General features: G+C 71.3%; 23 protein-coding genes. 4 read left to right on the top strand and 19 right to left on the bottom strand.

All coding sequences use genetic code 11. The annotated features are described in order from the left end of the window. Positions 1-8: 8 nt before the first annotated feature. From ACZ4TG_RS33560 to murJ, 4 genes are read right to left on the bottom strand one after another with little or no spacing between them, the layout of a single operon-like run. The gene (locus ACZ4TG_RS33560) at positions 9-539 is read right to left on the bottom strand and encodes a hypothetical protein (RefSeq protein WP_468170490.1); all 531 of its coding nucleotides are present in this window, start codon (positions 537-539) and stop codon (positions 9-11) included. Further along, complete coding sequence (locus ACZ4TG_RS33565) at positions 536-1,987, bottom strand: ATP-binding protein (protein WP_468170493.1); 1,452 nt, start codon at positions 1,985-1,987, stop codon at positions 536-538. Before ACZ4TG_RS33565 ends, ACZ4TG_RS33560 begins: the two co-directional genes overlap by 4 nt. Next, positions 1,984-2,682: a response regulator gene (locus ACZ4TG_RS33570; protein ID WP_468170496.1), complete on the bottom strand. Its 699-nt coding sequence runs from the start codon at positions 2,680-2,682 to the stop codon at positions 1,984-1,986. Before ACZ4TG_RS33570 ends, ACZ4TG_RS33565 begins: the two co-directional genes overlap by 4 nt. A 39-nt stretch (positions 2,683-2,721) precedes the next feature. Continuing rightward, entirely contained in the window at positions 2,722-4,407 is a 1,686-nt protein-coding gene (gene murJ, locus ACZ4TG_RS33575; protein ID WP_468170499.1) for a murein biosynthesis integral membrane protein MurJ, read from the bottom strand. A gap of 431 nt (positions 4,408-4,838) precedes the next feature. Here murJ and ACZ4TG_RS33580 point away from each other — a divergent pair, with 431 nt between their 5' ends. Further along, positions 4,839-6,080 carry a L,D-transpeptidase gene (locus ACZ4TG_RS33580; protein ID WP_468170502.1) on the top strand — a complete coding sequence of 414 codons (1,242 nt, stop codon included), beginning with the start codon at positions 4,839-4,841 and terminating at the stop codon, positions 6,078-6,080. A 143-nt stretch (positions 6,081-6,223) separates the two neighbouring features. After that, positions 6,224-7,822: a CocE/NonD family hydrolase gene (locus tag ACZ4TG_RS33585; protein ID WP_468170505.1), complete on the top strand. Its 1,599-nt coding sequence runs from the start codon at positions 6,224-6,226 to the stop codon at positions 7,820-7,822. A 49-nt stretch (positions 7,823-7,871) separates the two neighbouring features. On the opposite strand, the gene ACZ4TG_RS33590 is transcribed toward ACZ4TG_RS33585, so the two are convergent. From ACZ4TG_RS33590 to ACZ4TG_RS33645, 12 genes are all read right to left on the bottom strand, one after another. After that, positions 7,872-8,756, bottom strand: coding sequence for an amino acid ABC transporter permease (locus ACZ4TG_RS33590; protein ID WP_468170508.1), 885 nt, complete (start codon positions 8,754-8,756; stop codon positions 7,872-7,874). After that, on the bottom strand, positions 8,753-9,397 hold the full coding sequence (locus tag ACZ4TG_RS33595) for an amino acid ABC transporter permease (RefSeq protein ID WP_468170511.1): 645 nt from the start codon (positions 9,395-9,397) through the stop codon (positions 8,753-8,755). Before ACZ4TG_RS33595 ends, ACZ4TG_RS33590 begins: the two co-directional genes overlap by 4 nt. Before the next feature lie 17 nt (positions 9,398-9,414). After that, positions 9,415-10,335, bottom strand: coding sequence for a glutamate ABC transporter substrate-binding protein (locus ACZ4TG_RS33600; protein WP_468170514.1), 921 nt, complete (start codon positions 10,333-10,335; stop codon positions 9,415-9,417). An 11-nt stretch (positions 10,336-10,346) separates the two neighbouring features. Then, entirely contained in the window at positions 10,347-11,090 is a 744-nt protein-coding gene (locus tag ACZ4TG_RS33605; RefSeq protein WP_468170517.1) for an amino acid ABC transporter ATP-binding protein, read from the bottom strand. 107 nt (positions 11,091-11,197) lie between these two features. Continuing rightward, a complete protein-coding gene (locus ACZ4TG_RS33610; RefSeq protein WP_468170520.1) occupies positions 11,198-11,638 on the bottom strand; it encodes a DUF6278 family protein in 441 nt (146 codons plus the stop codon). Between the two features lie 51 nt (positions 11,639-11,689). Continuing rightward, positions 11,690-12,469, bottom strand: coding sequence for an exodeoxyribonuclease III (locus ACZ4TG_RS33615; RefSeq protein ID WP_468170523.1), 780 nt, complete (start codon positions 12,467-12,469; stop codon positions 11,690-11,692). 30 nt (positions 12,470-12,499) lie between these two features. Beyond that, positions 12,500-13,132, bottom strand: coding sequence for an MBL fold metallo-hydrolase (locus tag ACZ4TG_RS33620; protein WP_468170526.1), 633 nt, complete (start codon positions 13,130-13,132; stop codon positions 12,500-12,502). Positions 13,133-13,153: 21 nt separating this feature from the next. Continuing rightward, positions 13,154-13,744, bottom strand: a complete 591-nt coding sequence (locus tag ACZ4TG_RS33625) for a hypothetical protein (RefSeq protein WP_468170529.1) — start codon at positions 13,742-13,744, stop codon at positions 13,154-13,156. Further along, positions 13,741-14,907 (bottom strand): ROK family glucokinase, encoded by a 1,167-nt coding sequence (locus ACZ4TG_RS33630; RefSeq protein WP_468170532.1) that lies wholly within the window; start codon positions 14,905-14,907, stop codon positions 13,741-13,743. The genes ACZ4TG_RS33625 and ACZ4TG_RS33630 overlap by 4 nt, the downstream gene beginning before the upstream one ends. After that, positions 14,904-15,794, bottom strand: a complete 891-nt coding sequence (locus ACZ4TG_RS33635) for an ATP-binding cassette domain-containing protein (protein ID WP_468170535.1) — start codon at positions 15,792-15,794, stop codon at positions 14,904-14,906. The genes ACZ4TG_RS33630 and ACZ4TG_RS33635 overlap by 4 nt, the downstream gene beginning before the upstream one ends. Then, entirely contained in the window at positions 15,794-16,831 is a 1,038-nt protein-coding gene (locus tag ACZ4TG_RS33640; RefSeq protein ID WP_468170538.1) for an ABC transporter permease, read from the bottom strand. Before ACZ4TG_RS33640 ends, ACZ4TG_RS33635 begins: the two co-directional genes overlap by 1 nt. Beyond that, complete coding sequence (locus ACZ4TG_RS33645) at positions 16,828-17,838, bottom strand: sugar ABC transporter substrate-binding protein (protein ID WP_468170541.1); 1,011 nt, start codon at positions 17,836-17,838, stop codon at positions 16,828-16,830. Before ACZ4TG_RS33645 ends, ACZ4TG_RS33640 begins: the two co-directional genes overlap by 4 nt. A gap of 199 nt (positions 17,839-18,037) precedes the next feature. On the opposite strand from ACZ4TG_RS33645, the gene ACZ4TG_RS33650 reads away from it, so the two are divergent. Continuing rightward, positions 18,038-19,042 carry a Gfo/Idh/MocA family protein gene (locus tag ACZ4TG_RS33650; RefSeq protein ID WP_468170544.1) on the top strand — a complete coding sequence of 335 codons (1,005 nt, stop codon included), beginning with the start codon at positions 18,038-18,040 and terminating at the stop codon, positions 19,040-19,042. 178 nt (positions 19,043-19,220) lie between these two features. Here the strand turns inward: ACZ4TG_RS33650 and ACZ4TG_RS33655 are convergent, their stop codons facing one another. Next, the gene (locus ACZ4TG_RS33655; RefSeq protein WP_468170547.1) at positions 19,221-20,135 is read right to left on the bottom strand and encodes a DMT family transporter; all 915 of its coding nucleotides are present in this window, start codon (positions 20,133-20,135) and stop codon (positions 19,221-19,223) included. Positions 20,136-20,309: 174 nt separating this feature from the next. Further along, on the bottom strand, positions 20,310-20,927 hold the full coding sequence (locus ACZ4TG_RS33660; RefSeq protein WP_468170550.1) for a dihydrofolate reductase family protein: 618 nt from the start codon (positions 20,925-20,927) through the stop codon (positions 20,310-20,312). 196 nt (positions 20,928-21,123) lie between these two features. Here ACZ4TG_RS33660 and ACZ4TG_RS33665 point away from each other — a divergent pair, with 196 nt between their 5' ends. After that, the gene (locus tag ACZ4TG_RS33665) at positions 21,124-21,855 is read left to right on the top strand and encodes an SDR family oxidoreductase (RefSeq protein WP_468170553.1); all 732 of its coding nucleotides are present in this window, start codon (positions 21,124-21,126) and stop codon (positions 21,853-21,855) included. Positions 21,856-21,876: 21 nt separating this feature from the next. Here ACZ4TG_RS33665 and ACZ4TG_RS33670 read toward each other — a convergent pair whose 3' ends face one another. Beyond that, on the bottom strand, positions 21,877-22,332 hold the full coding sequence (locus tag ACZ4TG_RS33670; RefSeq protein WP_468170556.1) for a pyridoxamine 5'-phosphate oxidase family protein: 456 nt from the start codon (positions 22,330-22,332) through the stop codon (positions 21,877-21,879). Between the last annotated feature and the right edge of the window lie 111 nt (positions 22,333-22,443).

Consider the following 22,443-nt stretch of genomic DNA (forward strand, 5'->3'; position numbering starts at 1 on the left):
CCCGCCCGTCAGGGCCGGTCCGCCAGCCCGCACCGGCTCGGGTCCAGCCGCCCGTCGGTGCCGCTGAGGGTGACCTCCGGGTCCCGGGTCCCGCGCACCATCGAGAGGCTGCTGCAGATGACCTGGCGCCGGGCGAGCTCGGACAGCGGCTCGACGGCGAAGGGCAGCCGGACCGTCAGGGAGGTGTCTCCGGGGCCGATCTCCACGCGGATGGGCCCGGCCTCGCCCTCGGCGGCCCCCGGCGGGGGGAGTTCGGTGCGCAGCCCGGCCGCCTGCCCGACGGGGTCCGGGCCGGACCGCAGCAGGTCGAGCACGGACTGCGCCGACGGCTGGGGGGTGCGGGGCGGGGTGACCGGGCTCAGCCGGCCGTCGGGCGCGACGAAGTACAGCACCGCCGAGTGGGGCGGGGCGGACACCGTCACGGTGCCGGGCCGGCCGATCTCGATGACTCCGGTGTCCTTGATCCCGCAACCGGTGAGCAGCAGCTGCAGGCCGATCAACGCGGCGCCGGCGGACACGGCCTGCCGTACCGGGCTCATGCGCGGGCCTCCAGGGGCATGTCCAGGGTGAAGACGGCTCCTCCCGCCGGGGCGTTGGCGGCGCGCAGGGTGCCGCCGTGCAGGCGGACGTTCTCCAGGGTGATGGCGAGGCCGAGGCCGCTGCCGGAGGAGCGGGTGCGGGCGGCGTCCGCCTTGAAGAACCGGTCGAAGATGTGCGGCAGCACCTCGGGGGCGATGCCGGGTCCGCTGTCGGCGACCTCGATCACCAGCCGCTCGCCGTCGGGGCGGGGCTCGGTGGTGGCGGTGATCCGGACCGGGGCGCCGCCGTGCCGCAGGGCGTTGCCGACGAGGTTGGCGAGGATCACGTCGAAGCGTCGCGGGTCGAGCCGGGCGCGGACCCGCCGGGGCAGGTCGGCGGCGACGCGGTCGTCGTCCCAGTGGCGGCGCTCCAGGGTCTTGCCCACGGCCTCCGCGAGGTCCACGTCGTCGAGGTTGAGTTCGGCGGCGCGGGCGTCGAAGCGGGAGATCTCCATGAGGTCCTCGACGAGTACGGCGAGCTTGCCGGTCTCGGCGCTGATCAGCCGCAGGGCCTTGGCGGTGTCGGGGTCGAGCCGGTCGGCGTCCTCGTCGAGCACCTCGGTGACGGCGAGCATCCCGGCGAGCGGTGTGCGCAGTTCGTGCGAGACGTCGGAGGCGAAGCGGCGGGCCCGGGTCTCGGCCTGCCGGAGTTCCTCGACGGACCGCTCCAGGGCCCCGGCGGTCTCGTTGAAGGTCCGGGCGAGCCCGGCGAGTTCGTCGCTGCCGCTGACCTCGATCCGGGTGTCGAGCTTGCCCCGGCCCATCTGCTGGGCGGCGGTGCGCAGTCTGCGTACGGGGCGCAGCACGCTGCGCGCGGCGAGCAGGGCCGGGACGACGGCGATGGCGAGACCGGGGACGGCGCCCTGTCTGGCGGCGTCGACCATGGCGGCGACGGTCTGTTCCTCGGTGTTCAGGGCCATCACGGCGTAGAAGACGGCGCCGGTGGGTTCGTGGGCCGAGCGGTGGAGGAACACGCTCGGCATGCCGACGACCAGCATGGGATCGTCGTTGCCGTCCCGCACCCGCTGGAAGGCGCTCGCCTGGCTGCCGCGGATCCGGTCGAGGAACTCCTCGCCCACGAGGGGGGAGACGAGGGGGCCGCCCGGGTGGTTCGAGGTGGCTCTGAGGGTGCCGTACTCGCCGTAGACGACCCAGCCGTGGGGTTTGCCGCGCCGGCCGAGCTCGGAGACCACGCGCTGCAGCTGCTGCTGGTCCAGGGGCAGCTGGATCGACTGGGCCTCGATCTGGTCCCGCAGCGTGCTGACGGCGGTGTCCTGGGTCTGCTTGAGGATCGCGGTGCGGGCCTGCTGGTAGGTGAGGGCGGCCGTGGTCGCCGCGCAGATCGCGGCGACGAGCAGGAAGGCGGCGATCAGCCGGGTGCGCAGGCCGACGGGTGCGAGGCGTCTCACGGGCCGGTCCCGCGGAGGGGGCCGAAGCGGTAGCCGAATCCCCGCACGGTCTGTATGTAGCGGGGGCTGCCTTCGGGGTCTTCGATCTTGTGGCGCAGCCTGCGGACGCAGGCGTCCACCAGCCGGGCGTCGGCGTGGTAGCTGTGACCCCACACGTACTCCAGCAGCTGCTGGCGGGAGAAGACCTGCTCGGGCGAGGCCGACAGGTGGAGGAGCAGCTTGATCTCGCTGGGGGCGAGGGGGACGCGTTCGCCGTTCTTGGCGACGGTCAGCCCCGCCCGGTCGATGGCGAGCTCTCCGTGGGACTCGATGTCGGGGCGGCTGCCCGCCGGATCGCTCAGGCGTCGCAGTACGGCCTTGACGCGGGCCTCGATGACCTCGGTGCGGGCGGGTTTGACGATGTAGTCGTCGGCTCCGGCCTCCAGGCCGACGACGATGTCGAAGTCGTCACCGCGCGCGGTCAGCATGATGATCGGGACCTGGCTGCTCTCGCGGATCCGGCGGCAGACCTGTACGCCGTTGATGCCGGGCAGCATGAGGTCGAGCAGGACCAGCTCGGGGCGGAAGCCGGCCATCAGGGCGAGGCCGGCCTCCCCGGTCTCGGCCGTCCTCACCTCGTGGCCGCGGCGGCGCAGGCCGAGGCCGACCCCTTCCCGGATGGAAGGGTCGTCCTCGATCAGCAGTACGCGTGACATCCGGTCAGTATCCAGAGTGGTGAGGGGCTTTTCCTCCCCCTATCGGCCTTTTTTCCGGCCGATGAGGGGATCCAGCAGGTCGGTGATCTCCGTCAGGCGCAGCGGCCTGGCAAGGAGGATGACGACCAGTGCGATCGCGGCGGTTCCCGCGCCGACCGCGGCGAATCTGCCGATTCCGTCACAGGCCAGGGCGGCCCCGTAGCCGGCGGCCGCCGCGGGCACGCAGGCGGCGAGCAGCCGCAGATGGGTCCGCACCGCCGTGGTGCGCGCCGCGTCGCGGGCTCCGGTACGGGTCCCGGTGCGCGGGCCGAGCCGGCGGGCGAGGGTGTACCCGGTGACCGCGGCGCCCGCCAGGTACGCGACCGAGGAGGCCGCGGCCATGCCGGTGACCGCCCAGCGCAGGGGCAGCAGCTCGTAGGCCGTGTACGACAGGCCGGCGGTCAGCGCGACGATGACCAGGTTCAGGAAGAACGGGGTCCGGGTGTCGGAGAGCGCGTAGAAGCCGCGCGAGAGCACGTACTGGGCGGAGAAGGCGATCAGACCCGGCGCGAAGGCCATGAGCATGCCCGCCATCACCTCGGCGTCGGCCGGCCCCACCTTCCCGTACTGGAAGACGCAGGCGGTCACCCAGGGGGCGAGGGAGGCGAAGACCGCGGCGGCGGGCACCACGAGGGCGGCGCTGGAGCGCAGCGCGTACGAGACGTCACGGCGGACCGCGGCGAGATCGCCGTCGGAGGCGGCCGAGCTCATCCGGGGCATCAGGGCGGTGACCAGCGAGACGGTGACGATGCCCTGCGGGACGATCCACAGCTGGTAGGCGTTGCTGTAGGCGACGTAGCCCGCGCCGCCCTCGACGCCCGCCCGGCCGGCGAGGTGTCCGGCGGTGGTGGAGAGCAGGGTCACCACCCAGTAGGCGAACTGGTTGGTGAGGACGAGCAGGACCAGCCAGCCCGCGTTGCGCAGCGGGCGGGCGAGGCCGCTGCCGCGCCAGTCGAAGCGGGGGCGCCAGCGGAAGCGGGCGGCGCGCAGCGAGGGGATCAGGGCGAGGGCCTGGACGACGATGCCCGCGGTGGTGCCGATGCCCAGCAGCCGCGTCTCGGAGGCGCTGAGGGTGCCTGCCGAGCCGTGGGAGACGTGGAGGAAGAGGCCGAAGACGGCGATGATCACGAAGTTGTTGAGGACGGGGGTCCACATCATCGCGCCGAACCGGCCGCGGGCGTTCAGCACCTGGCCGAGCAGGGTGAACAGCCCGTAGAAGAGGATCTGCGGGAGGCAGAACCGGGCCAGGGCCACGGTGGTGTCGAGCTCGGCCGCGGTGTAGTCGGCGGGGGTGTACGACGCGACGATCCACGGCGCGGCGAGCACGGCCACGCCCGTCAGCGCGACGAGCGCCGCCGTGCAGGCGGTCAGCAGCCGGTCGGTGTAGGCGGCCCCGCCGTCCGCGTGCTCCTTGGCGGCCTTGACCAGCTCGGGCACGAAGACGGCGTTGAGCGCGCCGCCGATCAGCAGCATGTACAGGATGTTCGGGACGGTGTTGGCCACCGCGTAGCTGTCGCCGCGGAACTGGGTGCCGAGCGCGGCGACGACGACCGCGGAGCGGACGAAGCCGGTGGCGCGGGACACGATCGAGCCGGCCGCCATGAGCGCGCCGCTGCGGAGTATGGAGGCCTTGGCCGGCGCGCGGGGAGCGCTCTCCTCGGCGGGTCTCGTGTCGGTGGCCGTCACCGGCGGGCTCCGTGCGCGCGGAAGGCCTCGTAGGGCGCCGTCTCGGCGGGTGCGTCCATCGGGGTCTCCCATCGGAACGATCATCTGGGTCGAGGGTGGAGGGTACCCCGCGCGCGGGCGGTGCCCGTCCGCCGCTGCCGCCCGTGCGGCAGTGGCCGCAACCCGGTGACCGGGTAGGGCCATTCGACCCTTTTCCGCACGGCAGAAGTCCCCGGGCGGCCGGGAAAGGGCCGGGAGGAAACGCGGGACGTAGGTTCCGCATAAGGAATCGCCGGCAGCTGAAGGGCCGCGGCGATTGTGACCGGACGATGACCGTTTCGCTGCGGTCCACGTCACAACCGAAATGCCGATATTTTCCGCCGAATCCGCAACCTAGAGTCGCTCCGTTCGCTCTCTATTTGCGGACGATCATTACTTCGGAGGGGTTTTCGTTGAGCCGCACACGCCGTACCGCCCTGTCGCGCCGTCACGCTTCGTTCGTACGCGGCCGTCATGCCGTGCTGGCCGGCAGCGCCTTGCTGGCCGCCGCCGCACTGACCGCCTGCGGCGGACCGGGCGCCGCAGGGACGGGCGCCGGCAAGGCGGAAGCGAAGCAGAAGGCCGCCATGGCCGTTTCGGTGAATCTCACGGGCAACGAGGTCAAGGCCGGTGAGCCGGTCACGGTGACCATCGCGGACGGCAAGCTCGCCCAGGTGAAGGTGACGGACGGCAAGGGCGGGGAACTGGCCGGCCAGATATCCGCCGACGCCAGGACCTGGAAGTCGGAGCGCAATGCCGCACCGGGCACCGAATACAAGGTCGAGGCGCAGAACACCGACAGCCAGAGCGCGAACGTGCAGTTCCGGACGAGCGCCGCGGACAAGGTGAACAAGGTCACCATCAACCCGGGCAAGGTCACCCCCGTCGTCGGCGTGGCGCAGCCCGTGTCGATCGTCTTCGACAACCCGGTGAAGAACAAGGCCGAGGTGGAGAAGCACCTGAAGGTCACCACCTCGAACAACACCGAGGGTTCCTGGGGCTGGTTCAAGGACTACTCGGGCAACGACCGGGTGGACTGGCGCCCCAAGGAGTTCTGGAAGTCCGGTACCGAGGTGAAGGTCGAGATGAACCTGAACGGCATCGATTCCGGCCCGGGCGGCGGCCTGTTCGCCAAGGACTACAACACCGAGTTCAAGATCGGCAAGGACCGCCGGATGAAGGTGGACCTCGACTCCAAGAAGCTGTCGGTCACCGAGGACGGCCAGGCCGTCAAGACCGTCCCGGTCTCGGCGGGCACCCCGGGCACCCAGAAGGCCTCGTGGTCCGGGACGATGGTGCTGATGGCGAAGGAGGGCACCATCCGGATGGACTCCCGGACGGTGGGCCTGGGCGACTCCTACGACAAGATGGTCGACTACTCGATGCGGCTGACCTGGTCGGGCATGTACGCCCACGCCGCTCCCTGGAACAGCGGCAACTTCGGCCGCGCCAACTCCAGTTCCGGCTGCGTGGGCATGAGCGACTCCAACGCCGCCGAGGTCTACGAGCGGGTGCAGGTCGGCGATCCCTTCGAGGTCGTCGGCAGCGGGTCCAAGGGCAAGGCCGACATCGGCAACGGCTACGGCGAGTGGAACCTGTCCTGGGACGAGTGGAAGGCCAAGAGCGCGCTGACCGGCGCGGCGCAGAACGGCTGACCCCCGTCGACTCCCCTGCTCCGCCCGTGTGTTGAACTTTGGTCAATCGTTACCCGTACGTAACTTACTCACGGGTTACCTTGGGTAAGCCCCTCCCGTTACCGTCGGGTCACTTTGACATCGGCGCACGCGAGGAGCGATTGATGGTCCGCACCACCAGCACCGCAGCGACCGTGGCGGCCCTGCTCGCGGCAGCCGCCCTGGGCCTGGCCCCCCACCAGGCCCAGGCGGCGCCCGCGACCCCCGCACCCGCGGCCGTCTCGGGCGCCGACGCCTCGTCGCAGCTGCGGTTCCACGACATCCCCGGCTCGGGCGGCATCACCCTCAAGGGCAACGTCTTCACCCCGGCGGGAGCGGAGCCCGGCCGGAAGTACCCGCTGATCGTGCTGCCCACCAGCTGGGGCGTGCCGCAGATCGAATACATCGCGCAGGCGAAGAAGCTCGCCGACTCCGGCTACGTCGTGGTCAGTTACACCTCGCGCGGCTTCTGGCTCTCCGGCGGCCAGATCGAGACGGCCGGGCCTGCCGACACCGCCGACGTGTCCGCCGTCATCGACTGGGCGCTCGCCGGGACCCCCGCCGACCCCGAGCACATCGGCCTCGGCGGGGTCTCCTACGGCGCCGGCATCAGCCTGCTGGCCTCGGCCACGGACCCGCGCATCAAGGCCGTGGTCGCGCTCAGCGGCTGGGCCGACCTCATCGAGTCCATCTACTCCGGCCGCACCCAGCACCTCCAGGCCGCCGGGATGCTCGGCGCCGCGGGCTACCTCACCGGCCGCCCGGGCCCCGAACTCCAGCAGCTCCTCGCCGACTTCCTCGGCTCCCGGCTCGACCGGGAGCAGCAGATGATCGACTGGGGCAAGAAGCGCTCTCCCGCCGAGCAGCTGGACCGGATCAACGCGAACGGCGCCGCGATCATGCTCGGCAACGCGTGGGGGGACACCATCTTCCCGCCGAACCAGTACGCGAAGTTCTTCGAGCGGCTGACCGGACCCAAGCGCCTGGAGTTCCGCCCCGGCGACCACGCCACCGCCGAGGGCACCGGCCTGCTGGGACTGCCCAACGACACCTGGACCAACGCCCACCGCTGGTTCGACCGCTACCTCAAGGGCGAGCGCAACGGCGTCGACACCGAGGCCCCGGTGCAGATCAAGTCCCGCAGCGACGAGGGGTACGAGGGCTACGCCGACTGGAAGTCGGTCGGTGCCGGCGGCACCGAGAAGCTGGCCCTCCCCGACAGCGAGCACCTCTTCGCCAATGTCGATTCCGGCGCCAACGGGGGCGTCCTCCTCCTCTCCAGCGCCCTCGACCAGTTCCTCAAGACGCCCCCGACCGCCTCGATCCCCCTCCTCCCCCGCGCCTTCGCCGCCGTGTGGCAGTCGCAGCGCTACGACGAGGCCCGCAGGGTCCGCGGCACGGTCAGGCTGCACACCACCGTCACGCCCACCAGGTCGGACGGCACCTTCGTCGCGTACCTCTACGACGTGGGCCCGCTCGGCATCGGCAAGCTGGTCAGCAACGCCCCGTACACCTTCCGCGGCAAGACCCCGAACCAGGCCTTCGGAGTGGACCTCGACCTCTTCTCCACCGCTTACGACGTTCCCGCCGGGCACCGGCTCGCCCTGGTGATCGACACCGTCGACCCGCTCTACATCGAGCACAACCCCACCGGCGCGCAGCTGACCTTCTCCTCGCCGGGCACCGATCCCTCGTACGTCTCGGTGCCGCTGCGCGAGCAGTGACCGCGGCTGCCGCCGGACGGGTTGGCCCTTCGGAGCTGCCGGGCGGGGGCTATCTGAGCCCGCCCGGCAGCACCGTTCCCGGTTCGGCCGGGGCGATCTCCACCGCCTCGGTCTTCGGACTGCGTCTTTGGCGTCTGGCCGCGAGGGTGGCGCACCAGGACAGCAGCATGCACATCCCGATGTAGATCGGGGAGATGATCATCACGACCGGGATGAACGGCAGATCGTAGTCCAGGTTCGAGGCGATCAGCTTCCCCGCGTGCAGGAACTCCTCGTAGGTGATCAGGAAGCCGAGCGAGGTGTCCTTCAGTGCCACCACGAGCTGGCTGATGATCGTCGGCAGCATCGCCCGGACCGCCTGCGGCGCCAGGACGTACGTCATCACCTGCGTCTTGCGCATGCCCAGGGCGTACGCGGCTTCGCGCTGGCCCTTCTCCACCGCGTTGACGCCCGTACGGAAGACCTCGGCGAGCACCGAGCCGTTGTACAGGGTCAGCCCCGCCACCAGGGCGGGCAGCGGCTGGACCTTCAGCGCCACGAAGATGAAGAAGATCATGACCAGCACCGGCATGGCCCGGAAGAACTCCACGCACAGCGTGGCCAGCCAGCGCAGCGGCCGGTGGACGGAGAGCCGGCCGGCGGCGAGCACCGCGCCGAGCACGAGCGAGAGGACCGAGGCGTACGCGAAGGCCTTCAGGGTGTTCCCGAGGCCCCTGAGCAGCAGTTCCTGGATGCCCTTGTACTCGAACGGGCGCCACTTGGCCGCGGTGAACTGGTGGGTGTCGAAGAGCAGGTAGAGCAGCCAGGCCAGCAGTCCGAGGATCACTGCCGTCGAGGCGATCCCGTAGAAGAAGTGCCGGCGCCGGGCCCGGGGCCCGGGGAGGTCGTAGAGGGCGGTGGACTGCAAGTCCCCGTGGAGCGCGTGTGCGGTCATCGGGCGACTCCGTAGCGCTTTTCGAGCACGTTGAAGAGCGCGCTGATGGACAGGGTGATGATCAGGTAGCCGACGGCGATCCAGACGAAGGTCCAGACGATGCTGTAGCCGAGCTCGTTGAGGGTCTTGTACGTGCCCAGCAGCTCGTTGACGCTGAAGGCCCCGGCGATCGCCGAGTTCTTGGCGAGGGCGATCAGCGTGGAGCCGATGGGCGGGATGACGGAGCGGAAGGCCTGCGGCAGCACCACCGTGCCGAGCGTCTGGCTGAAGGACATGCCCAGGCTCCGGGCCGCCTCGCCCTGCCCCTTGGGCACGGTGTTGATGCCCGAGCGCAGCACCTCGCAGATGAAGGCGGAGGTGTAGCAGCCGAGCGCCAGGACGGCGAAGAGCTGGAAGGGCAGGACCAGGCCGAAGCGGGGCAGGCCCAGCAGTACGGCGAAGAAGAGCAGGGTGAGCGGGGTGTTGCGCAGCACGGTGACCCAGACCGTGCCGAACACCCGGAAGGAGCCGACGGGGGCGACCCGGAAGGAGGCCATCAGGAAGCCCAGGACCAGGGCGAGGAGGGAGGCGTAGACGGTGAGCTCCACGGTCCCGAGGAAGCCCTTGCCGTAGGTCGAGAAGTTCGCGGTGAGTACGTCCATGGCGGTGCGCTCTCCCCTCAGTTCGCCGGGTAGCGGTCGATGGGCGGCGGCGTCGGGGCGGGCACGCCGGACAGGCCGAGCGTGGCCTCGTAGGCCTTCTTCCAGTTGCCGTTCTTCTCGTTCGCCTCCAGCGCGTCGTCGAGCGCGAAGCGCAGGGCGTTGTCGCTGCGCGGCACTCCGATGCCGTAGGGCTCCTTGGAGAAGGGCTTGCCGACGACCTTCAGCTCCTCGGGGACCTTGGCCGCGTAGCCGAGGAGGATCGAGTCGTCGGTGGAGACGGCGTCGACCTGGAAGGTGAGCAGGTTGTCCACGCAGACCGAGTAGGTGTCGTAGGCGACCAGCACGGCCTCGGGGAACTCCTTCTGGAGGCGCTGGTACGGGGTGGAGCCGGCGGCCGAGCAGACCTTCTTCCCGGCGAGGTCCTCGGGGCCTTTGATGTCCTTCTCGTCCTTGCGTACGAGCAGGGACTGGCCGGCCATGAAGTAGGGGCCGGCGAAGCCCACCTGCTTCTTGCGGTTGTCGTTGATCGTGTAGGTGCCGACGTAGTAGTCGATCTGGCCGTTCTGCAGCGCCGTCTCGCGGTTGGCGGAGGCGATCGTCTTGAACTCGATCGTCTTGGGGTCGAAGCCGAGCGAGGCGGACATCATCTTGGCGATCTCGATGTCGAAGCCGGAGTAGGTGCCGCGGGCGGGGTCCTTCTCCCCCATGTACGGCTGGTCCTCCTTGGCGCCGACGACGAGGTGGCCGCGCTTCTTGGCCTTGGTCCAGGTGCGCGAGTCGGGCAGGGTGAACCCGGTGGCGACCTTGTAGGTGGGCAGGTCCTCCGGCTGGGGCCCCTTGACCGGGGGGCTGCCGGACTTGCCGCAGCCGGTCGCGGCGGCGAGCAGGGCGAGGGCCAGGACGTACGCGGGCAGACGGGAACGGCGCGAGAGCTTCACAGGCTGGCCCCTCAGTGCTTGAGGATCTTGGAGAGGAAGTCCCGGGCCCGGTCGCTCTCGGGAGCGGTGAAGAACTCCTCCGGCGTGCGGTCCTCGATGATCTTCCCGTCGGCCATGAACACCACGCGGTTGGCGGCGGAGCGGGCGAAGCCCATCTCATGGGTGACCACGACCATGGTCATGCCCTCGGCGGCCAGCTGCTGCATGACCTCCAGCACCTCGTTGATCATCTCCGGGTCGAGCGCGGAGGTGGGCTCGTCGAAGAGGAGTGCCTTCGGGCTCATGGCCAGGGCGCGGGCGATGGCCACCCGCTGCTGCTGTCCGCCGGAGAGCTGGGCGGGGTACTTCTCGGCCTGGTCGGCGAGACCGACCCGCTCCAGCAGTACGCGGGAGCGCTTGTCGGCCTCGTCCTTCTTGCGCTTCCTGACCTTGGTCTGCGCGAGCGAGACGTTGGCGAGGACGGTCTTGTGCGCGAAGAGGTTGAAGGACTGGAAGACCATGCCGACCTCGGCGCGCAGTTCGGCGAGTTCCTTGCCCTCGTCGGGCAGCGGCTTCCCGTCCAGGAGGATCGTGCCCGACTCGATGGTCTCCAGCCGGTTGACGGCCCGGCACAGGGTCGATTTCCCGGATCCGGAGGGGCCGATGATCACCACCACCTCCCCGCGGCCGACGGTGAGGTTGATGTCTTGCAGGACGTGCAGGTTCCCGAAGTGCTTGTTGACGTCCCGCAGCTCGATCAACGGATCGACGGCCATACGCTGCCCTGCCCACTTGTCGGTGTGTCGAGGTCAGCGCAAACTATCCAGCCCCGGAAGGGCACTTCCCCTCGACACGCCTAAATGCGACATAAAGGGACTGGAGATCAGCCCTCCGAGGCTTCGGCGTACGCCTGGGACAGCTCCGGCGAGCCGGTCATCGCCCACGACACCCCCGACTCGACCACGTTCAGCTCCCGGCCCGAGGCGAGCCGGATCACCGGCTGGCCGTTCGGCCACACCTGCCAGCCGGCTCCCGGCATGGTCCGGATGATCACGGTCCCGAGGTAGAAGCCGGCGTCGTTGCCCAGCCACGGCACGGCCACGGGGTCCCGCCGCCAGCGCGGCATCAGCTGGTCGAGCGCCTCCAAGGAAGCCGGGCTCTCGTCGAGTTCGAGCCCGGCCGACCGCGCCTGGACGCGCAGCATCTCGCATTCCGAGAACATCTCCGCGACACCTTCGGGATCATCCGCGAGGGCGGCGGCGAGTCCCGCACCCTGTTCCGTTTCGTGCCGGTTCAGCCAGTTGGCCAGGAAAGGGATGTTCATACGGACCAGCCTGGCACCAAGGTCCCCGGCTGGCCACAGGGCGCGCAGAGATCAAACCTCCAGGTCGACGACGACCGGGGCGTGGTCGGACGCGCCCTTGCCCTTGCGCTCCTCGCGGTCGACGTACGCGTCGGTGACGGCCTTGACGAAGGGGGCGTTCCCGTACACGAGGTCGATGCGCATGCCCTTGTTCTTCGGGAAGGCGAGCATCCGGTAGTCCCAGAACGTGTACGGACGGTCGTACTTGAGCGCGCGGGGGAAGACATCGGACAGCCCGGCCTCGCGCAGCGCCTCCAGGGCGGCCCGCTCGGCGGGAGTGACGTGGGTCAGGCCCGCGAAGACCGCCGGGTCGTACACGTCCTCGTCGGTCGGCGCCACGTTGAAGTCGCCGAGCACCGCGAACGGGCGCGGGCCCGCCGCGTCTTCGGCCACGGCCGCGCCCAGGGCGCGGAACCAGTCCAGCTTGTAGCCGTAGTGGTCGTGCTCGACCTCGCGGCCGTTCGGCACGTAGACCGACCAGACGCGCACCCCGCCGCAGGTGGCGGAGATGGCGCGGGGCTCCTGGACGCCCTCGTAGTCGGGCCCGCCGGGCAGGCCCGTCACCACGTCTTCGAGGCCGACCCTGGAGATCAGGGCCACGCCGTTCCACCGGCCGGTGGCATTGACCGCGGCCTCGTAGCCGAGCTCGCGGAGCTCCGCGAACGGGAACTGCTCCGCGGAGCACTTGGTCTCCTGGATGCAGACGACATCCGTGCCGGAGGACTCCAGCCAGGCCAGCAGGCGCGGCAGCCGGGCGGTGATCGAATTGACGTTGTACGTGGCGATACGCATGCCGTCCAACCTACCGCCCGGCACCGACAGTCACAGCTGCGTGCAGTCCCCGGCGGAGAGCCGGCCGTGGTCGGTGCCGCCCAGGGCGTCCAGGGCGCGGTCGTAGATCGGCCGGGCCAGGTCCGAGAGGTAGACGTCGTGGATGTCGATGGCCCGGCGCGGCTTGACCTCGCGGAGGTAGTCGATCACCTCGGAGACCTTGTTCCAGGGCGCGTGGACCGGGACCATCAGGGTCTCCACGGGCGCGTCGGGCACGGTCAGGGCGTCCCCGGGGTGGAAGAGCGAACCGTCCACCAGGAAGCCCACGTTGGTGATCCGCGGCATGTCGGGGTGGATCACGGCGTGCAGTTCGCCGTGCACCTGGACCTCGAACCCGGCCGCAGCGAAGGCGTCGCCGTGTCCCACGGTGTGCACCCGGCCGGGATAGGCGGGGGCGAGCTTCTCTGCGACGCTGCGCAGGGTCCACAGCCCGGCCGCCGGATTCGCGTCGAGGGCGGCGCGCAGCCGGCCCTCGTCGAAGTGGTCGGGGTGTTCGTGCGTGACCAGCAGGGCGTCCGCCCCGAGGCCCGCGTCGGGTTCGCTGAAGGCGCCCGGGTCGATGACGAGCACGCGCCCGTCCTTCTCCAGCTGGACGCAGGAGTGCAGCCGCTTGGTGAGCTTCATGATCCCAGGCTAGGGCTTGCCCTACGGAATCGCCGTGGATACCACGTACACCTTGGGGTTCTCGGGGTTGGTCAGGTCGACCGTGATGTCCCGGGTGGGGCGCGGATCCTTGGCGTCCAGGGTGATCCCGTACCAGGTGTGCTTCGGGCTCCAGCTCCAGCCCGCGACCTGGGCGTCGTGCGGGGAGATCGACACGCCCCGGGTCAGCGCCTCCCTGCTGGTGCCGGCGTCGGCGAGGAAGGCGTCCAGCTCCTGCGGGGTGAGCGCGAACTGGGTGAACAGCCGGCTGGTGTGCCAGTTGTTGGTCTCCAGGTAGCCGACGTACGAGGCCTTCATGGGGATCGGCACCTCGTAGACGCTGCGCTGCACCTTGGAGGGCCAGGCCGTGCGCACCTTGGCCGCGCCGACCTTGGCGGCCTTGTCGCGGCCGCTCTGGCGGCTCTGCTGGGCGGACACCGCGAGGTAGCCCGCCGGGACCCCGACGAGCAGCAGGATGATGATCGCGGTGATCCAGCGGCGCCGGACCACGTGCTTGCGGTCCTCGGCCGGGGGCGGCGCTCCGCCGTCCTCGTCGGGGGCGGGGGCCTGGTGGGGCAGGGTGGGCGGGGTCACTGCTGGTCCTGGTCCTGGTCCTTGGAGCCGCCGAGGTCACGGCGGCCCAGCTGCGCGTAGCGCTCGTACCGCTCGACGCGCCGCCGGGTGGCCCGGCGGAAGCGGCGGGCGACGAGCCGGGCGAGGTCGGCGGCGCCGACCATGCCGGCCTCCGGGCCGAGCTGGGCCTTGGCGATACGGGCCTCGGGGCGGTAGCCGCGGCCGGTGAGGTGGCGCCGGAAGGCGTCCCGGGCGGGGCCGATGAGCAGGTCGTCGGCGGCGCTGACACCGCCGCCGATGACGAAGCAGGAGGGGTCGAGGGCGGCGGCGAGGTTGGCGATGCCGACCCCGAGCCACTGGCCGATGTCCTGGAGGAGCTCGACGCACATGGCGTCGCCCTCGCGGGCCAGCTCGGTGATGAGCGGCCCGGTGATCTCCGAGACGTTGCCGCCGACCCGGGCAATGATGTTGTACGCGACCGGGGAGTCGGCGGCGGCGAGCTCGCGGGCCTCGCGGACGAGGGCGTTGCCGGAGCTGTACTGCTCCCAGCAGCCGCGGTTGCCGCAGGGGCAGCGGTGGCCGCCGGGGACGACCTGCATGTGGCCGAACTCGCCCGCCACCCCGTAGCGGCCGCGCTTGACCTGGCCGCCTTCGAGGATGGCGCCGCCGATGCCGGTGCCCAGCGTGATCATGACCAGGTGGTCCTCGCCGCGCCCGGCGCCGAAGCGCCACTCGGCCCAGGCGGCGGTGTTGGCATCGTTGTCGACCATGACCGGGACCGCGAGCCGGGACTGGAGGGCGTCGCGCAGCGGCTCGTCGCGCCAGGCGAGGTGGGGCGCGAAGAGCACCCGGGAGCGGTCCGCGTCGACCCAGCCGGCGGCGCCGATGCCCACCGCGTGCACGTCGTGCCGGTCGGAGAGGTCCAGCACCAGCTCGACGATGGTGTCCTCGACGACCTTGGGGCTCTTGGACTTGTCGGGGGTCTCGGCGCGGATCTTCTCCAGGATGACCCCGTCGGCGTCCACCACCCCGGCCATGACCTTGGTGCCGCCGATGTCGATGCCGACGGTGGGGACGCGCGGGGCGGTCAGCAGCGACCGGCGCTCACGGGTCCCGACGGTCCGCAGGACGGTGCCCCGCGCCGACCCGCGGTGGGCGAGCGAGAAGTCCCGGTACGTGCTCATCGAGTCGTGTCGTCCCTCGTGGTCCGGGTGGTGCGGGAAGCCGGGTCGGCTGCGCCGGATGCGCCGGATGCGCCGTCCGGACCTGATTCTGCCACCCGCTCCAGTTCGTGGCTCAGCTCGTCCAGCTCGGAGCCGCCCGCCATCTGCCGGGTGAGCTCGTCCAGGGTGATCGACTCCCGGGTGTGGCTGCCCGCCATGGTGCCGCGCTTGAGGAGCACGAAACGGTTCCCGACCAGGTAGGCGTGGTGCGGGTTGTGGGTGATCAGGACCACCCCGAGGCCCGCGTCGCGGGCCGCGGCCACGTACTTGAGGACCACGCCGGACTGCTTGACGCCGAGGGCCGCCGTGGGCTCGTCCAGTACGAGGACCTTCGCACCGAAGTAGACGGCCCGGGCGATGGCCACGCACTGCCGCTCGCCGCCGGACAGGGTGCCGATGGGCTGGTCGACGTCCCGCAGGTCGATGCCCATGCGGAGCAGCTCGGCGCGGGTGGTCTCGCGCATGAACTCCACGTCGAGGCGGCGGAAGGGGCCGCGGCCCCTGGTGGGCTCGGAGCCGAGGAAGAAGTTCCGCCAGACCGGCATGAGCGGGACGACGGCGAGGTCCTGGTAGACGGTGGCGATGCCGTGGTCCAGGGCCGCGCGCGGGTTGGCGAGGACGGTCTCCTCCCCCTCGATCTCGAAGCTGCCGGCGTCGTGCCGGTGCAGCCCAGCGATGATCTTGATGAGGGTGGACTTGCCCGCGCCGTTGTCGCCGAGGACACAGGTGATCTCGCCGGCCGAGACCTCCAGGGAGACCCCCTGGAGGGCGCGGATGTTGCCGTAGAACTTGCTGACGTCGGTCAGCTTCACGAGCGCCGTCGGGGCGTCGGTCACGGTCTTGGTCATCACTTCGCCTCCGCCCGCTTGCGGACCCATGCGTTGAGCAGCGTGGCGAGCAGCAGCATCGCGCCGAGGAAGAACTTGAACCAGTCCGGGTTCCACTGGGCGTACACGATGCCGTTGCTGGTCATGCCGAAGATGAAGGCGCCGACCGCCGAGCCGATGGCGGAGCCGTAGCCGCCGGTCATCAGGCAGCCGCCGATGACGGCCGCGATGATGTACAGGAACTCGTTGCCGACGCCCTCGCCCGACTGGACCACGTCGAACGAGAAGAGGATGTGCTGGCCGGAGATCCAGGCGCACAGCGCGACGCCCATGTACAGGCCGATACGGGTCTTCACGACGGGCACGCCGGTCGCGCGGGCCGCGTCCGCCCCGCCGCCGACCGCGAAGATCCAGTTCCCGGCGCGGGTGCGCAGCAGGATCCAGGTGGCGACGGCGACCAGGACCAGCCACCACAGGATGGTGACCTTCAGGGTGACCGAGCCGATGTTCCACTGCGAGGCGAAGAGCGCCCGGGCGGAGTCGAAGCCCTCCATGTCGGCGATGGTCTTGGTCGAGACCGAACCGCTGATCAGCTTGGTGAACCCGAGGTTCAGGCCGGTCAGCATCAGGAAGGTGCCCAGCGTGATGATGAAGCTGGGCAGCTTCGTGCGGGTCAGCATGAACCCGTTGAAGAAGCCGACGGCCAGGGTGACCAGCAGTGACACGAGCACGCCGACCCAGACGTTGGCGGTCATCTGGTAGCTGAACATCGAGCTGATCAGCGCCGAGGTGGTGACCATGACGCCGGCGGACAGGTCGAACTCCCCGCCGATCATCAGCAGGGCGACGGGGACCGCCATGATCCCGATGGTGGAGGCCGAGTACAGGACCGTGCTCAGGCTGGAGGCCCGCAGGAAGCTGTCGGCCGCGAAGGAGAAGAAGACGAAGACGGCGGCGGCGCCGACGACCGCGCCCAGCTCGGGGCGGGCCAGCAGGCGGCGCAGCAGCGAGGTGGGCGCCAGCCGCTCGTCGGCGGTCGCATGGGCGGCTGTGCTCATCGGGTGCCCCGCTTGATGAACTCCTCCAGCTTGGCCGCTTCGGCGCCGGTGACGATCTGCGGTCCGGTGAGGACCGGGCGGCCGCCGCCGAGCACGTCCGCGTTGTAGCGGTTCAGCCAGAGCAGGTCGACGGCCTCGTACCCCTGGAGGTAGGGCTGCTGGTCGACGGCGAAGCCGAGTGCGCCGGACTTGAGGTCGCGGGCCACGGACTCGTTGAGGTCGAAGGTGTCCACCTCGGCCTTGCTGCCCGCCGCGTCCTTCGCCTTCACGGCGGTGGGGGCGAAGGGCGCGCCCAGGGTGAGGATCGCGTCCACCGAGGGGTCGGCCTGGAGCTTCGCCTGGATGGCCGCCTGGACGGAGGGCATGTTGGTGCCCTCGACGTACAGGTTCTCCATGGTGCCGCCGAACGTCTTCTTCGCCCCGGCGCAGCGCTGTTCGTGGCCGACGTTGCCCTGCTCGTGCAGGACGCAGACCGCCTTCTTCCTGCCCCGCTCGGTGAGCTCGGTGCCGACCGCCTCGCCGGCGATCTGCTCGTCCTGGCCGATGTGGGTCAGGGCCCCGTACTCGGCGGACTGGGCGGATCCGGAGTTGACGGTCACCACCGGGATGCCGGCCTTGACGGCCTTGGCGATGACGTCCTTGAGGGCCTCGGGCTTGGCGAGGCTGACGATCAGCCCGTCGACCTTCTGGTCGATGGCGTTCTGCACGAACTGGGCCTGCTGCTGCGCCTGGTCGTCGTGGGCGTAGACGAAGTTGATGTTGTCCTTGGCCGCCGCCTCCTTCGCCCCCTTCTGCACGATGTCCCAGAAGGTGTCGCCGTCGCCCGCGTGGGTGACCATCGCGAAGGTCCATTTCGGCGTCGACACGGCGGGCCGGCCCGCCTCGGCGGCCTTCGCCCGCTCCTCGGCCCGCTTGCCGCCCGTACTGCTGCACCCTGCGAGGGAGGCTCCCAGTACTGCCGCGAGCACGGCGCCCACGACGCGTACTCCTGTCCGAACCCTAGCCACGTCGCCGTGCCTTTCCCTTGTCGTGCGTGTCGTCGTGCGTGTCGTGATGTCGAAGCGGTACCGGGTCAGAGCAGTACGGATGTCAAAGCGGTCCATTCCGGTTCCAGCCGCCCAGTATCCGCCACAGTGGACCATGGGAGCCCATCGGGGCATCGCCGGGCAGATTGACAGGTCCCCCATACGGGGTCACGTTGAGTGCATGCGCATCGGGCTCATCGGAACCGGCCGGATCGGGTCCTTCCACGCGGCCGCCCTGGCCCGTCACCCGGACGCCGGCTCGCTGCTGCTGGCCGACGCCGACCCCGCGCGGGCGGCGCGGCTCGCCGACCGGCTGGGGGCCACCGCGGCGCCCACCGTGGAGCAGGTCTTCACCTGGGGCGTGGACGCGGTGATCGTGTCCTGCTCCACCGACGCCCACGCGGAGCTGGTCGTACGGGCCGTCCGCGGCGGCCTGCCGGTGTTCTGCGAGAAGCCGGTGGCCCCGGACCTGGCCCGCACCCTCGCCGTGCTGCGCGAGGTGGCGGCGGCGGGCGGGGTGCTCCAGCTGGGGTTCATGCGCCGCTTCGACGCGGGCTACACCACGGCCAGGGAGCTGGTCCGCTCGGGCGCCCTCGGGCGCCTGCACACCGTACGGACGACGACGGCCGATCCGGCCCCGCCGGACGCGGCCTACCTGGCGACCTCGGGGGGACTGTTCCGGGACTGCCTGGTGCACGACTTCGACATGGTCCGCTGGGTCACCGGGCGCGAGGTGGCCGAGGTGTACGCGGCCGGATCGGACGCGGGCCCGCCGCGGTTCCGGGAGGGGGGCGACGTGGACACGGCGGCGGCCGTCCTCGTACTGGACGACGGGACCCTGGTCAGCAGTACCGGCACGCGCTGCAACGGGGCCGGGTACGACGTACGGATGGAGCTGGCCGGGGAGCTGGACCAGGTCTCCACCGGGCTGGACGACCGTACGCCGATCGCCTCCACCGAGCCGCACGGCCCGCCCCCCGCGACCAAGCCCTGGGCGGGGTTCCTGGAGCGGTTCGCCCCCGCGTACGAGGCCGAGCTGGCCGCCTTCGTACGGCTGGTGCGGGGCGAGGGCCCGAACCCCTGCGACGGCCGGGAGGCGCTCGCCGCGTTCCGGGTCGCGGAGGCGTGCGAGCTGTCCCGGCGGGAGCGGCGCCGGGTGCGGATGGAGGAGCTCCCGGATCTGTAGGCCGCCTCCGCGGGAGCCTCTGCGGGAGCCCCCGCCGGATCCTCCGCGGGGCCCCTCGCCGGAGCCCTCGCCCGAGCCCTCGTCCAGGCCTTCGGCGGTCGCACTGAGCTCCGGAAGCGGCATGCCGTCACCCTAGACCGGCGCTTCACCTCCGGCGGAGCGGCTTTCGGCCATTCGTTCAGGCGGCGGCGCGCCGGCCCCAGGCGGTGCCCGTCAGGACCAGTGCGGCCCCCGCGAAACCGGCGGCGCCGAGGCGTTCGCCGCCGATGGCGATGCCCGCGGCGGCCGCCCACAGGGGTTCGGTGCCCAGCAGCAGGCTCACGCGGGAGGGCGAGGTCCGGCGGACGGCCCACATCTGCACGAAGAAGGCGAACAGGGTGCAGAAGACGGACAGGAAGGCCAGTCCGGCCCATTGCGCGGGCCCGAATCCGGCGGCGGCCGCCCAGGGGCTCGCGCCGGTGCCGGGCAGGAGGGCCAGTACGGCGAAGACCGCGACCGCGCTGCCGAGCTGGACGGTGGTGAGCGAGAGCGAGTCGGCGTCCTGGACGGCCTTGATCCGGGCCATCAGCAGCACGTGCACCGTGCGGGCGAGGGCCGCGCCGAGGATGAGCAGGTCACCGGTGCCCGGGACGGTGAACCCGGCGCCCTGGGTGAGCAGCACCACCCCGGTGACGGACAGCGCGGCGGCGCCGAGGAAGGCGGCCGAGGGCCGGACGCGCCGTACGGCGGCCTCGGCGAGCGGGGTGAAGATCATGGTCAGGCTGATGATCAGGCCGGCGTTGGTGGCGGAGGTGTGCACCACCCCGTACGTCTCCAGCAGGAAGATCCCGCCGAGTACGAGCCCCAGCGCTCCGGCGCCGCGCAGCTGGGCGGGGCTCAGCGCGCGCAGGCGCCGCCACCCGGCGAGGACCAGGACGGGCAGCACCAGCGCGAAGCGCAGCACGAGGACCGCGATGACGGTGTGCGTGGTGGTGATGCCCTTGGCGGCGAGGTAGCTGCCGCCCCAGACGACGGCGACGAGCAGGACCGGCAGGTCCGCGAGCCAGGCCCGACGGGGCGCGGTGAGGGGGGCGGGGGCTGCGATGGTGGACACCGGTTCTCCAACGGCGGAAAGCGGGTGGAGACTTCGGCGGCTCGCACGGGGGCGGGCTCACGCTACCGGAGCATGATCACAGCGGTCGAGCACTTTATCGCGGCCGCGCGCCCCGCCCCCGCCCCCGTGGCCCGGCGCCCCGGATGAGCCCGGGTGAGCCCCGGTCAGCCCCCGTCAGGCGCCCACGGTGCCGAAGGTCGCGCGGCCCGTGGGGCGGTAGGTGTGGATCGCCGTGCCCCGCTCGGTGGTCCGGGAGGAGACCAGGTCGAAGGAGGTGGGCAGGCCCCCGGTCGAGAACAGCCGGCGCCCCGTTCCCAGGAAGACGGGGAAGACCAGCAGGTTCAGCTCCTCGACCAGGTCCCGTGCCAGCAGCCACTGGGCGAGGGCTCCGCTGCCGTGCACCTGGAGCTCCCCGTCCAGGGCGTCCTTGACCTGCATGATCTCGGACTGGAGGTGCTCCCCGTCGAGCACGGTGGTCCCGGCCCAGGAGGGCTCCTTGAGGGTGGTCGAGGCCACGTACTTCGGCAGTGCGTTCAGCCGGCTCGCGATCGGGTCCGCCGGGTCGGTGTGCTGCGGCCAGTACCCCGCGAAGATGTCGTACGTACGGCGCCCGAGCAGGAACGCACCCGTCCGGCCGAAGACCTCCGTCATGAACTGCCCCATGCCCTGGTCGGCGTACGGCGCGAGCCAGCCGCCGTACTGGAACCCTCCGGTGGCGTCCTCCTCCGGCCCGCCGGGGGCCTGCATCACTCCGTCGAGGGTCAGGAAGGTGGTGAGGGTCAGCTTGCCCATGGCTCTGCGCTCCTTGTTCCGGTTCCGGATGCGTGCCGGCGTACCTGCGCCCGCACCGCTTCAGACTCCCCGGCCTCCCGGAAGTCATCGGTGCGGCGCGCACGAACGCGATGTCCGATTCCCGCCAGCGCCCGAGCCCCGCGCCCCGTTTCCTTGAACCCGCAACGACCTATCGGACGACAACGGGAGGAAACCCATGGACGGCACAGTGGCCCTGGTCACGGGCGGCAGCCGCGGCATCGGGGCGGCCACCGCCCTGCGGCTCGCGGAGGACGGCATCGACGTCGCCCTCACCTACGTCAGCGACGCGCGGGCCGCGGCCTCGGTGGTCGGCAAGATCGAGGCGCTCGGCCGGCGGGCGGTGGCCGTACGGGCCGACGCGGGGGACGCGGCCGAGGCTGCCGGGGCGGTGGAGGAGACGGTACGGGCCCTCGGGCGGCTCGACGTACTGGTGAACAACGCCGGCGTGGGCGTGCTCGGCCCGATGGGGGAACTCGGGCTCACGGACGTGGACCGGGTACTCGACGTCAACGTCCGGGGGGTCTTCCTGGCCTCCCGGGCGGCGGCCGGCCTGATGGGTCCCGGCGGGCGGATCATCACCATCGGCAGCTGCATGACCCAGCGGGTCCCGGGCCCGGGCGGAACCCTGTACGCGATGAGCAAGGCCGCGCTGGCCGGCCTGAACAAGGCGCTGGCCCGGGAGCTCGGCGACCGCGGGATCACGGCGAACCTCGTCCACCCGGGGCCGGTGGACACCGACATGAACCCGGCCGACGGCCCCTACGCCGAACCGCAGGCGCAGGCGACCGCCCTCGGCCGCTTCGGCACCGCGCAGGAGGTGGCCGCCACGGTGTCGTTCCTCGCGGGACCGGACGCGGCCTACGTCACGGGCGCCGAGTTCTCGGTGGACGGCGGGTACGCGGCCTGACCGGCGGGCCGCGGCGGCCCGTCAGACGAGCCAGCGGCCGTCCTGCATCAGGTCGCGCCCCGCGAGCTCGTCCACCTCGCGCCAGGCCTGGATCCACACCGGTGCGATCCGGAAGTACGGGTACGGGGTCTTCAGGCCGCTCGGGTCGAAGCCGCAGTGGGCCGCGAAGGCCTCGGTCTCGCCCGGCGCGAGCTCGGCGGCCTCCAGCCGGGTCGCGACGCCCTCCACGAGCACCACGTCGCGGGTGGCTCCGAAGGCCAGCCGCACCCGGCCGTTCGCGGTGAGGTTGCGCCCGGTGGGCAGGGTGCGCCCGGTCGACACGAGGAAGGACTCGCCGTCCCACAGGAAGGAGAGGGGCACGAGGCAGGGGACGCCCTCGGCGTCGGCGGTGGCGACCCAGACGTCGACGTCCTTCTCGAAGCGGGCCAGCGTGTCCTCGCGGCGCTGCTCCTTCGTGCGCGGCGCTTCGGCTGCCATCTTCCGTCCCCCTGACCGTCGCGGCGCCGGCGCCTCTCGCCGGTCTGCCGTGCCCGCAGGGTATCCGGGCCGCGAACGCCGCAGGGGCGCACCCCAAGAGGTGCGCCCCTG

It is taken from the genome of Streptomyces sp. NPDC028314 (assembly GCF_055565795.1).